The following is a 12027-nucleotide window of genomic DNA, read 5'->3' as shown; positions in this document are numbered from 1 at the left end:
TGCGAAAAAAACATTTACAGCTCAAGAAATAGCTGATGAATTTAATATTTCCGTTCGTACGGTTCATAGATACATTTTAGATTTAAGTGATATGGGGTTGCCCATTTACGCAGAACAAGGTCGTAACGGCGGCTATAAAGTATTAACGAATAGAGTAATTCCGCCTATTTTATTTACGGAAGAAGAAGCAGTCTCTATCTTTTTTGCTTTTCAATCTTTAAGTTACTATCGCGACTTACCTTTTAACACAGAAATCAATTCCGTTACACATAAACTGTATAGCTCCCTACAACATGATGCGAAAGTGAAAGTTGATAAAATACGTTCTTACATCGCTTTTTGGAATCCGAAGCGCACAATTGATACACCTCTTTTAAACGAAGTGTTAACCGCGGCTATTGAAAATAAAAATTTACACTTTCAATACGAATCTAAATCGGGGTTAAAAACAAAACATGTTCATCCTATCGGTGTATATGCTCATGACGGGCTATGGTACTTACCGTCCTATGACTATGGCAGGAAAAAAGTATTACTGTATCGCATCGATCGTATTCTTTCCATATTATCAACGGAAGAAAATGAGGATACATTCATGAATTTAGAAGAGTGGTTTGCCTCTAACTCTAACGTAGTACACATCCCTACTCAGTTACATGTTTTACTGACAACAGAAGGCGTACGCCAATGTAAAAGCGTCCCTTATCTTGAGGAATTCGTTATAATAAACGAGGATGGGACAGGATATATAAATTCAACAATTGATAAAGGAGAAATCAATTTTATTACCCCTTTATTTTATAGACTCGGAAAAAATGCAAAAGTTTTAGAACCGACAGAATTGATAGATGGTTTACGTATACGTGCGAAAGAAATTTTACATATGTATGGAGACGAAAAAAGCTGCTAAATATAAGCAGCTTTTTCGTCGATTTGTTTCTATTATTTTGATTGTTGACGAATATCGAACCACCAACGATTTTTCTCATTCATATTCTCATTGCCACTAAACCCACTGTAACGGAAAGCATCAAGGAAGATTGAATCTAGCTTATCCTCATCTACAAAATAACCTAAGTTAACCTTCACCGTTTGTCCTGGTGTGATACTGCCAATATTGTAAAAGCTTTTCCCTTCTCCGTGAGGTTCTAAATAATCAACTTCGCCCGTCATAATATTTTTTTCTGTAATTCCATCTCTTTCAGCGTAATTCCATACATTCCCCTTACTTTTAAGCACTTGTATGGATGGATGCATATAGATTTCTTCTGTCGCCTGTTTACCTATATTTTTCACTGTTGTTGTCAGGTAGACAAATTTAGGATGAATTAATTTTGATTCTACTAATTGATCAATTGAATCTTTACCATTTCCAACTTTATATTCATCCCGTCTATATGGTATCAATTGTCCAGCTTGATCCAAAGCCTGATTCCTACTTAGTATTCCTAAGCCCAGTTCATTAAAGTTTTCTTGTTTAAAATCTTTGATTGAATCAAAAACTTCAACCTTTTCTATCACATATTCAATTTTGCTGTTATCCATGATAATCGTTACTGGAACTTTTTGTCCTATATGAAATAGTCGTTTACTATCTTTTTTCAAAGGAATCACCTTAGTTTTTTTAGGCTTACTTTCGTCGCTAAAATACTTTTTATCATAATCTGTTATATGTGATGCCTTTTCTTTTGACGTAGGCTCAAGTGAAATACTCCCTAACACATCCACCATTTGTTCTTCATTTATATCGTTTCCAATATAACTTTGTAACATGATCCCTTCTTCCTCAAAGAATAGAAAAACTACCCTGTCCATCATTAAATCTTTGTTACCAGTTTCTCTATGGACAATTACTGCCTTCTTACCATTTATCTCTTTTTCTTCATAACTTTTCGAGTACAGAGTTGGAAAATCTGAATTTCCCCCTACTCTCCAAAGAACGAATGAAAAGCCTCCATTTGCATAGTTATCTTTAAATGAATATTTCATAGCAGAGTCATCAATTGCTTCCATATTTTCTGGCAATTTACCAACCTTCAACTTATACCACTGATCACTCTTTTTCGAATCCTTATTTGTTAAGGAAACATTTACTTCATAATTTTGTTTTTGAACAATCATATTATAGACTTTTACTGCACCAAAAACGGTTGTCGGCATACCAATCAATAAGCAGGCAGCAGCGATTAACATACGATGTCTTTTACTCTTTTTCTGTGGTCGCTCGCCCTTCAGCTTCATTTCCTCCATAAACAATTTCTTTTTGCGCGTATATGTATGTGAAAATTCATGTTGTTCTTCGAGTTTATCAAAATCATCTAAAGCAATTTTTTCAGCAAGTTCATATATTTCTTTGGAGTTCTTTGAATTCGTCATGTTGTATACCTCCTATCATATTTTGGACTCGTTTTCGAGCACGCTCAAACTGCTTGCGGACATTGGCCTCCGTTATCCCCATGACACTTGAAATTTCTTGATACGTTAAGTTATAGAAGACTTTATACTTAAACACCTGTCTATTAGACTCATTTAACTCTTTTAACAATGCATCAATTTGAAACTCGGACATTACACGTTTTTCCCACTTTTCAATATTTTCATCTACTGTTTCTGTTGATTCTCTTTCATATTCTTCTAAAAATGTTTCATGTCGTCTATTTTTCCGATAGCTATCAATCGCCTTGTTTTTCGCAACCCTCAAAATGTAGCGTTTAAGCTCTTCAATACTCAAGCTATGGAGCTTTTCCAAGTTCTTATAAAGAGTAATAAACGTCTCTTGAACCGAATCTTCGGCCTGCTGAATATTATTTAAAATAGAATACGCTACATAATAAATCTTTTGTTCATACAACTCATATAGCTCTTCCATCTTTTCATAATCGTTGTTTGTAACTTTCATATAATTCCTCCTCTCACTCTATATAACGAATGAGCGCTATACTTTGTGACACTACAAAATCTTTTTATAGATAAAATTTAATAATAGAATAAGCAAAAGCCCAATTTCTCTATTGTAACTGAGAAATTGGGCTTTTTAATATTAGAATTTTCCTGACTGTATCTCTAAGAAAAATTCTTTTACACCTTTTCAATATGCAGTATTTGCTCTATCGCTTCTTTTAACAAATTCTTTGTCTCTTCAAAGTTATGATTCTTCTTTTCCTCCGGTTGCACCGTATAAAACTCAGCAAACGAACGCTCTTTATATCTTGGTACGACATGCATATGGTAATGTGTTAACTCGTTAAATACTCTACCATTTTGACAAACTGTAATTCCATCTGGTTTATATAATGCCTTAATCGCTTTTGCAATCAGCTTAGAAGCATCCATAATTGAGCAACATCATCTAATTCGTCTACTTCTACAACATGCTGCTTTGGCACAATTAAAGTATGTCCTGGGTAGAAAGGCGCATGATCTAAAAAGCAAGTTACATAATCATCTTCATATACTTTATATATTTTTTTCTCTTCGTTTGCTAATTTACAACCTAAACAGCCCACTACACTTCCCCCTCTTTCTAAAAACATAAAAACGTGAGAATACGGCTCTCACGTTTTTATGTTTCATTTTATTAGTTCAATTGTTTCCGTAACCTTTATACTATCTTTTACAGATTGAACAATCGTACAATTTTTCACTGCAAGTTGCAGCGCCTTGTCCAGCTGCTCTTCTGTAATGTTTTCTGCTTTAATTTTATAGTGCAAATGAACACTTTCAACTGGCTTCGATAAAGCTTCACTTCTACCAATTTCAGTTTCGATTGTAAACGTATCATATGTAATACGTTTCTTTTCTAAAATTGTTCGAAAGACAATTGCACTACATCCTGCGATAGAAGAAATGAGTAATTGTAACGGTGAATACCCGTTTTCTTTTCCAATCGCTAATTGACCATACGATAAATCTGCTTCTATATCATCGTGTTTGATTGTTAGTTTCATTTGTTTTTTCCATCTCCACTTTCATCGGTTTCTGCCGTTTCTTACTAATATAATAATATATATAGCAGAAAATGATAAATGGAATACCACAGTATAACGCCATTCTTTGTTCAGGAATAAACGCTAAACTAATAACAACAATGCTATTTGTAATTAAGGCTAAAATCGGGACAATTGGGTATAGTGGTGTTCTATACTTTAAGTCCTCTAACTTTCCTCCACCTTTTATATACTGACTTCTAAAGCGAAGTTGCGATAGAGCAATAATGATCCAACTTGAAACAGCCGATAAACCAGCTATCGATAATAAATACATGTATACTGTATCTTCTGCAAGGAAACTTGTGAATAGAGATAATCCAGCTACCGCAATCGTTACGACTAGCGCTGTAATTGGAATACCACGCTTATTTACTTTCTGGAAGGAAGTTGGTGCCATTCCCTCATTTGCAAGTGACCATAGTATACGCGTCGCTGCATATAATCCAGAGTTCGCTACAGATAATAACGCAGTAATAATAACGAAGTTCATAATATCAGCTGCGTATGGAATACCAATTTTATCAAATACGACTACGAATGGACTTTCAATTACGCCTGCTTCTTTCCAAGAAATTAATCCTACTAAAATCGTCATTGTTAAAATGAAGAATAACATAATGCGCCATACTGTATTACGGATTGCACGTGGAATTGTTTTTTCTGGATTTTCACTTTCTCCCGCTGCAATTCCGATTAACTCTGTTCCTTGGAACGAGAAGTTAACTGTAATCATTGTAAGTAATACGGCAGCTAGTCCATTCGGGAAAAGTCCACCATCGCTTACAAAGTTAGAGAAAAGAGGTGCTGCTTCTTTTCCGTCATATGATATAAATCCTAATAATGCACTACCACCAAGCACAACAAATGCAAGAATTGTAATTACTTTAATACTAGAGAACCAAAATTCTAATTCGGCATAACTTTTCGCCGAAATTGCGTTTGAAGCATATAAAATAACACCGAATACAAGGCACCATACCCAAACATCAACATTTGGAAACCATCTTTTCATCATTAAACCGATTGACGTTAATTCTAGACCCACTGTTACTGCCCAGCCGAGCCAGTATAACCAGCCAATCATAAAGCCCGTTCCTGGTCCAATAAACTTCGTCGCATACTTTTGGAAAGATCCTGAAACCGGCATCGCTACCGTTAACTCTCCAAGACAAAGCATTGTTAAATACATAATAAATCCGCCTACTAAATATGAAAGGATGGCTCCCCCTGGTCCAGCCTGATTAATGGTGTAACCTGAACCTAAGAAGAAACCAGTTCCGATTACACCACCAAGTGCGATCATAAATAAATGTCTACTCTTCATCGTACGATGTAATTTCTCATTCGTTGGTTGCTGCATCTAAATCCTCCCCCTACCATACCCCTATATCCTGTTAAAATTTTCTGATAATAAAAATATACACGAAAGCGATTACATTTTCTATATAAAATTAAAACTTTTCTGATAAAACAATATAAAAATCGAATTATTGCAAGATTCAGATTCTATTTAGAGGAAAATAAGGAGAAACAAGGAAAAAACCCTTACATATATTGTAAGAGTCAACGGAGTTCTAATCTTCTCGATAAAATTGATAAACTATAATTTACGATAAAGTACATACAAGCTACTACTATAAACGTCGGAATCATGTAATTCACATTTTGCCCGCTAATAATTTGAGCATTATGCATAAGCTCAGGGAGTGATATAACAACCGCTAGCGACGTATCCTTCAGCAATGAAATAAATTGACTGACAAGCGGCGGAACCATTCTCCTTAATGCTTGTGGCAAAATAATATGCCAAAGCGCTTGAACATACGTTAATCCCGAAGATCTTGCAGCTTCAACCTGCCCTTTTTCAATAGACAATAGACCACTTCTAACAATTTCAGATATCATTGCTGCCTCAAATATTGTTAAAGCAACAATTGCAGCTGTTATAATTTCTAATTTCAAGCCTGCTTCTGGAAGTGCAAAATACGTGAAAAATATAATTAACAGTAGTGGTAAGTTTCGAATCACTTCAACTATAACTCCTAATACTTGTGAGACGACAGGTATTTTCGTGTAGCGCAATATACCGATTACACTTCCAATAATAAAACTAAGTACAATTGCTATGAGCGCTACCTCTAATGTTATAAGTAATCCTTTTAATAAAAATAGAATATGATCTCCTGTAATTGCTCCCTTGAAATCCATTTACACCGCCTCCTTTGCTAAGCGTTTTTCTAAATAACGCACTAGCATACTGAGCGGAATTGTTAATATTAAATAAAACATCCCGACAAATATATAAACATCAAACGTAACAAACGTCTTCGTTGAAATTAAATCTCCTTGATACATTAAATCAGCACCAGCAATAATTCCAAGTATTGAAGAGTTTTTAACTAAATTGAGAAACTGGTTTCCTAAAGGGGGAATTACAATTTTCACTGCTTGGGGTAAGACAACATAATACATCGCCTGCACATACGTTAGCCCTGAAGAGCGAGCAGCTTCCATCTGCCCTTTCGCAACTGATAAAATACCAGCGCGAATTACTTCTGCAATAAAAGCTGCCGTATATACCGTAAGCGTAACTGTTCCTGCTACAAAACCATTTAAAGTAATTCCTATTACAGGTAAAGCAAAATAGAATATAAATGCAATTAATACAAGTGGAATATTTCTTACAAACTCCACAAAAGCTGATCCTATCCAATTTAAAATGCGAATAGGTGCAATACGCATTACTGCCAAAATTACTCCTAAAATAAAACTACCTATCAATGCAATTACACTAGACATAACTGTATATTTAAACCCTTCTAAATACATATCAATGTTATTCGTTAATATAGAAAAATCAGGCACATATTCTCCCCTCTTTCTTTACAAGAAGAGGATGAGTACTCTCATCCTCTCACTTTTACTATCTACTTTTCTGGTTTTTGTCCAATCCACTTCTCATATAATTTGTCATACTCCCCGCTTGCTTTCATGTCTTTAATTAAAGTATTAATCTCTTTCGTTAAATCATCTGCCCCTTTTTGCACTGCAATTCCATACGGTTCATCTGTGAAAATTTTTCCTACTACTTCATAATTAGAATCTTGTTTTGCCATTCCGTAAAGGATCGCATTATCTGTCGTTAACACATCACCTTTACCTGCCTTTAACGCTGTAAATGCCTCACTATAATTTTCAAACTCTAATACAGTCGCTTCTGGTGACTTTTGACGAATGTTATTTGTAGATGTTGATCCTTTTACAGCTAATACTTTAACGCCTTGTTTTATATCATCGACGCTCTTAATATTGCTTCCTTTTTTCACAAGTAACGATTGTCCTGCTTTAAAATATACATCTGAAAAATCCACTTCTTTTTTGCGTTCTTCCGTAATTGTCATTGTTGCAATAATTGCATCAATATCACCATTTTTCAGCATTGGAATGCGTGTTTTAGACGTTACTTCTTTCAGCTCTAGCTTCTTTTCATCTCCAAGAATCTTTTTCGCCAGTGCCTTGGCGACATCAACATCGAATCCTTCTACCTGCCCTGTTGAAGGATTTTTTAATCCAAATAAATTCGTATCATTCTTCACCCCAACTACTAATTTCCCTCGTTTCTTAATTTGCTCAACAGCCCCGCCTTGCTTCGTATTTGTTTCCTTTGCCTCATCTTTCTTACTTCCGCATCCAGCAACAACAAGCACGAATAAACATGAAAATACGATTAAAGTAAATAACTTTTTCATTTTAAGCATGAAATTCCTCCTCTAATGATTTAGCACCCGACTTAAAAATAAACGGGCTCTTTCTTGTTCAGGGTTTGCAAAAAAGTTCGCCGGTGTTGTATCTTCAATAATTTGGCCATCATCCATAAATAAGATCCTATCTGCTACCTCTCTAGCAAATCCCATTTCATGCGTGACAACGACCATTGTCATCCCTTCTTTAGCCAGTGCTTTCATAACATCAAGTACCTCTCCAATCATCTCTGGATCAAGAGCAGACGTAGGCTCATCGAATAGCATAATTTCCGGCTGCATTGCAAGTCCTCTAGCAATTGCCACCCGTTGCTGTTGTCCTCCGGATAATTGATGTGGATATACGTTAGCCTTCTCCGGGATTCCTACTTTCTCTAAATAAAACATTGCTGTTTTCTCTGCTTCTTCTTTGGAAACTTTATTTACTTTAATCGGTGCTAATGTAATATTTTGAAGAACCGTTTTATGTGGATATAAATAAAAATGTTGAAAGACCATCCCAATATTTCGCCGCAATTCATTCATGTCCGTTTTTTTATTGTGTACCTCTGTATTTTGTACAATTAATTCTCCATCTGTAATTGCCTCTAATTGATTTATACATCGAAGCAATGTACTTTTTCCTGATCCTGAAGGCCCGACAACTACCACCACTTCGCCTTTTTTCACTTGCATATTAATATTTTTCAAAACTTGAAAGCTACCATAATATTTATTTACATTACGAAATTCTATCAACATACTCCCCCTTCCCCTAACAATGCATGTACATTCTTTTTATATTCAAAAATAGGCAAAAAAATAACTTCCAGCCTCATTTTGTCCATAAAAAAAGCAAAGGCATTTTCCCTTTGCTTTTTCATTTCTATTCTATTAAGTTAAGATACTTCTTCTTTCTTATCTTTCCCGTATTCATGCTCCCAAAAATCAGCATTTTTAATTCCTAATGGCCCTGGATCGAATACTGGATCTTTTCCTTCTTTTTTCTGTTTTTCATAATCCTTTAATGCGACTAATGCAGGTTTTTGTAACAATAAAATCGCAATGATATTTACCCATGCCATAATTCCTACCCCAATGTCGCCTAAAGCCCAAGCCGTTGCTGCTGTTTTTATACAGCCGTAGAATACAGCTCCTAAAAATACAAACTTTAGTACCATGGACATCCAAGGGCGATCTTTATCACGATTTAAGTACGCGATATTCGTTTCTGCAATGTAATAATACGCCATAATTGTTGTAAACGCGAAGAATAATAACGAGATTGCAACGAAACCATTTCCAAATCCAGGGAAAACAGATTCTACCGCCGCCTGTGTATATCCTGGTCCTGGCTGAGCGCCGTTTAGTTTATTAACGATAAAGTTTTTTCCGCTTGCATCAAATACGTTATACATGCCTGTAATAATCATCATAAATGCTGTTGCTGAACAAACAAATAATGTATCAATGTAAACGGAAAATGCTTGTACTAAACCTTGCTTAGCTGGATGTGATACTTCGGCTGCAGCTGCTGCGTGTGGTCCAGTCCCTTGTCCTGCTTCATTGGAATAAATACCACGTTTTACCCCCCAAGAGATTGCTAAACCGATAATACCACCGAAAGCAGCTTCTAATGCAAATGCACTTCTTATAATTAACATAAATGCTTCTGGCAATTTTTCAATATTCATAGCAACAATGACGCAAGCTACTAAAATATAGCCTATTGCCATAAACGGTACGACAACTTGCGCTACGTTAACAATTCGCTTTACTCCACCGAAAATGATAAGAGCTAATACGACAACTAATATAGCCCCTGATACGGTAGTATTAATACCAAAAGCAGTTTCTAAACTTACAGCAATACTATTTGCTTGTACACCTGGTAGTAAAAGCCCCGTTGCAAGAATTGTCGCTGCAACGAATACTAAAGCATACCATTTCACACCTAAACCTTTTTCAATGTAATAAGCAGGTCCACCACGAAACTGCCCTTGATGTTTCGTCTTATATATTTGCGCGAGTGTTGATTCTACATAAGCTGATCCTGCTCCTAAAAAGGCTACTGCCCACATCCAAAATACAGCTCCTGGTCCACCGAATGCAACCGCTGTTGCTACCCCAGCGATATTCCCTGTTCCAACACGTCCTGATAACGAAAGTGCTAACGCTTGGAATGAAGAAACACCAGCTTCTGATTTTCCCCCTTGAAATGTCAGCTTCACCATTTCTCCTACATGTCTTACTTGTAAAAACTTCGTTCGAATAGAAAAATATAAACCTACTCCTAAACATAAATAAACAAGTGCTGGACTCCAAACAATATTATTTAACCAATTTACGAAAGCTTCCAACATTCCCCCTCCTTTTTATAAAGAATATTCAGAATATATATAAAATTATAAATGTATACCGAATCTAGGACAATATTATTTTAATAAAGTAAACATATTTTTGTATAAAAAAACAAAGTATATATTTGTTTTATATACTTTGTTTTGAACTAAATGTATTATATATTCACAATTGCTTCTCTTTTAATAATTCTTTCGTATAGCTCTTCTGATAATTTCAAGAAGTTATCAGGCATATCTTTCCCTTTAAACTTCTTTTGAAGCGTTCCATATAAACCTATATCACGTAAACGTAAAAATAGTGGTAACGATTCATACCAACTATCCGCCAGCCTGTGCTCATACTCATATCCTTTTCGTAACACTTGTAACTGTTTACGAGCAAAATCTGTCTTCTCTTCTGCTGTCCACGGTGTAAATAGAACAGAGTAGTATAAAACCATCGCTAAATCATGTATAAAGTAATTATAAGCAGCATCATCAAAATCAAAGATTGTTAGCTCTTTACCATCATAATGAAAATTACCTTGATGAATATCACCGTGCATAAGACCGAACGTTTCTCTTTCAACTGGAAGAGCCTTAATTTCATCCATTAATACCGCTGCAATCTCTTTCACTTGACCATCTTCTAATTCATTAACAATTCCACTTTCGTCTTCTTCCCACGTATCACGGTAGTCTGTTTTAGGATAATCCATTGTAAGGCGATGCAGTTGCCCAATCGCTTTTCCCCACGCTTCAAAATAAGCATCTCCCCAATAAGGCGATTCTGCTCCTTTTACTTGCTCACCTTTTGCATATATAAATAAAGAAGCGAAAAAGAAAGTCCCATCCTCTGCTACGATTTCTTCTACGAGATTTCGAGACGTTGAATAAAGAGGTCCTGCTACCTTTGCCCCATTCTCCGCAACATATCGTAAAAAATCTAGTTCAGCCTCTACCTCTTGTTTAGAACGATGAGAAGAATGTGTTAAACGTAATACATAATCTTCATCATTATCACCCTTCGCCTTAAAAATATAATTCTCAAAATCTCCAAGTGGCTTTTCTTCTACTGTTACATGAAACAAATTCGCTGCTCTTTTTAAAATCTCTTTCGTAAAAACACGTTCTACAGCTATTTCCATATATATCCCTCCTATATATCTTCTTAATTCGACACAAATGTTAGAAGTACTGCTATGAATAATCTAAAAACAAAAAAGGTTGATTCACTAAATCAACCTTTACATTATTAAAAGTTTTATTTATCAATTCTTCATCAATTGATTCTCGTATATAACATTTATTTTTATTTCTCTTCACCTTTTGTCTGCATTGAATTGAAAGTCCAATTTAATTTTAATGAATCTCCTTGAAATACATTTTGCTCTGCATTATTATCTACAAATGTGAACATTACATAGAAAGTATCATCATCACCAGGAGCAAGTCCATTTCCTTCTCGGTCTACAACACCTTTTTGTACAAGATCAGGAATACTTCCATTTTGCGTAGATACCTTTAATTCAGATAATGTAGTAGACCAAATTGGAACCTCATTTTTATCCAAATTCCACAAGAAATCAACACGGATATGATCACCAAAATCAGCATTTCCATTATCTCCTTTAGCATCGATTACACTGTAATCTGTCAGGAGTTTCACATCTCCTATTGCTAAAGTTCCTTTGTTTACTAATTGAAAACCACGCTCCATTTCATCACCTGGTTTAATATTATCGACATTAATAACAACTTCAGGGTTCACACTCAAATCTAAAGTACCCGCTGCAAAAGTGTTTTGTGACACTTCCTTATCACTAAAATACGCATATGTTCCCCCGCCAATTAAAGATAAGCCAAGTGCTGCAGTTACAACACCCATACAAAGTTTTTTCTTAATACTCATTTCACAAGTCCCCCTATTTTTAAAGTTCAAACTACAAACCTTAT

Annotated in this window: 12 protein-coding genes and 1 pseudogene; 1 reads left to right on the top strand and 12 read right to left on the bottom strand. The window is 35.2% G+C overall.

The features are described from left to right. Positions 1-910 (top strand): helix-turn-helix transcriptional regulator (locus MR107_RS07120; protein ID WP_242292214.1); only part of this gene is annotated, 910 nt, incomplete at its 5' end. A 32-nt stretch (positions 911-942) separates the two neighbouring features. On the opposite strand, the gene MR107_RS07115 is transcribed toward MR107_RS07120, so the two are convergent. The 12 genes and pseudogenes from MR107_RS07115 to MR107_RS07060 form a co-directional block, all read right to left on the bottom strand. Beyond that, on the bottom strand, positions 943-2376 hold the full coding sequence (locus tag MR107_RS07115) for an anti-sigma factor (protein WP_242292213.1): 1434 nt from the start codon (positions 2374-2376) through the stop codon (positions 943-945). Continuing rightward, a complete protein-coding gene (locus MR107_RS07110) occupies positions 2342-2899 on the bottom strand; it encodes an RNA polymerase sigma factor (protein ID WP_025687262.1) in 558 nt (185 codons plus the stop codon). Before MR107_RS07110 ends, MR107_RS07115 begins: the two co-directional genes overlap by 35 nt. A gap of 179 nt (positions 2900-3078) precedes the next feature. Beyond that, positions 3079-3506 (bottom strand): annotated as a pseudogene (locus tag MR107_RS07105) (HIT family protein). 63 nt (positions 3507-3569) lie between these two features. Beyond that, positions 3570-3947 carry an OsmC family protein gene (locus MR107_RS07100; RefSeq protein ID WP_000778831.1) on the bottom strand — a complete coding sequence of 126 codons (378 nt, stop codon included), beginning with the start codon at positions 3945-3947 and terminating at the stop codon, positions 3570-3572. Continuing rightward, positions 3922-5349 carry an amino acid permease gene (locus tag MR107_RS07095; RefSeq protein WP_001187097.1) on the bottom strand — a complete coding sequence of 476 codons (1428 nt, stop codon included), beginning with the start codon at positions 5347-5349 and terminating at the stop codon, positions 3922-3924. The genes MR107_RS07100 and MR107_RS07095 overlap by 26 nt, the downstream gene beginning before the upstream one ends. A gap of 203 nt (positions 5350-5552) precedes the next feature. Next, the gene (locus MR107_RS07090; RefSeq protein ID WP_000345960.1) at positions 5553-6197 is read right to left on the bottom strand and encodes an amino acid ABC transporter permease; all 645 of its coding nucleotides are present in this window, start codon (positions 6195-6197) and stop codon (positions 5553-5555) included. Then, a complete protein-coding gene (locus tag MR107_RS07085; RefSeq protein ID WP_001112667.1) occupies positions 6198-6854 on the bottom strand; it encodes an amino acid ABC transporter permease in 657 nt (218 codons plus the stop codon). It lies immediately after the preceding gene. Positions 6855-6916: 62 nt separating this feature from the next. Further along, positions 6917-7747 (bottom strand): glutamine ABC transporter substrate-binding protein GlnH, encoded by an 831-nt coding sequence (glnH, locus tag MR107_RS07080; RefSeq protein WP_000916491.1) that lies wholly within the window; start codon positions 7745-7747, stop codon positions 6917-6919. 12 nt (positions 7748-7759) lie between these two features. Next, the gene (locus MR107_RS07075; protein ID WP_050551988.1) at positions 7760-8491 is read right to left on the bottom strand and encodes an amino acid ABC transporter ATP-binding protein; all 732 of its coding nucleotides are present in this window, start codon (positions 8489-8491) and stop codon (positions 7760-7762) included. 137 nt (positions 8492-8628) lie between these two features. Beyond that, a complete protein-coding gene (locus MR107_RS07070; RefSeq protein ID WP_242292212.1) occupies positions 8629-10089 on the bottom strand; it encodes an alanine/glycine:cation symporter family protein in 1461 nt (486 codons plus the stop codon). A 158-nt stretch (positions 10090-10247) separates the two neighbouring features. Further along, positions 10248-11219, bottom strand: a complete 972-nt coding sequence (locus MR107_RS07065; RefSeq protein WP_000401644.1) for a phosphotransferase enzyme family protein — start codon at positions 11217-11219, stop codon at positions 10248-10250. A gap of 164 nt (positions 11220-11383) precedes the next feature. Then, positions 11384-11983, bottom strand: a complete 600-nt coding sequence (locus tag MR107_RS07060) for a TasA family protein (RefSeq protein WP_242292211.1) — start codon at positions 11981-11983, stop codon at positions 11384-11386. Positions 11984-12027 lie beyond the last annotated feature (44 nt).

It is taken from the genome of Bacillus cereus group sp. BfR-BA-01441, from assembly GCF_022663075.1.
Taxonomy (GTDB): domain Bacteria; phylum Bacillota; class Bacilli; order Bacillales; family Bacillaceae_G; genus Bacillus_A; species Bacillus_A cereus.
The sequence above is the reverse complement of the archived record's forward strand: the minus strand, read 5'-3'. Positions and strand labels throughout refer to the sequence as shown.

Excerpts from the sequence above, each read along its gene's own strand:
- MR107_RS07115 (WP_242292213.1), bottom strand. The coding sequence starts at position 2,376 with ATGACGAATTCAAAGAACTCCAAAGAAATATATGAACTTGCTGAAAAA.
- MR107_RS07110 (WP_025687262.1), bottom strand. The coding sequence starts at position 2,899 with ATGAAAGTTACAAACAACGATTATGAAAAGATGGAAGAGCTATATGAG.
- MR107_RS07100 (WP_000778831.1), bottom strand. The coding sequence starts at position 3,947 with ATGAAACTAACAATCAAACACGATGATATAGAAGCAGATTTATCGTAT.
- MR107_RS07095 (WP_001187097.1), bottom strand. The coding sequence starts at position 5,349 with ATGCAGCAACCAACGAATGAGAAATTACATCGTACGATGAAGAGTAGA.
- MR107_RS07090 (WP_000345960.1), bottom strand. The coding sequence starts at position 6,197 with ATGGATTTCAAGGGAGCAATTACAGGAGATCATATTCTATTTTTATTA.
- glnH (WP_000916491.1), bottom strand. The coding sequence starts at position 7,747 with ATGCTTAAAATGAAAAAGTTATTTACTTTAATCGTATTTTCATGTTTA.
- MR107_RS07075 (WP_050551988.1), bottom strand. The coding sequence starts at position 8,491 with ATGTTGATAGAATTTCGTAATGTAAATAAATATTATGGTAGCTTTCAA.
- MR107_RS07065 (WP_000401644.1), bottom strand. The coding sequence starts at position 11,219 with ATGGAAATAGCTGTAGAACGTGTTTTTACGAAAGAGATTTTAAAAAGA.
- MR107_RS07060 (WP_242292211.1), bottom strand. The coding sequence starts at position 11,983 with ATGAGTATTAAGAAAAAACTTTGTATGGGTGTTGTAACTGCAGCACTT.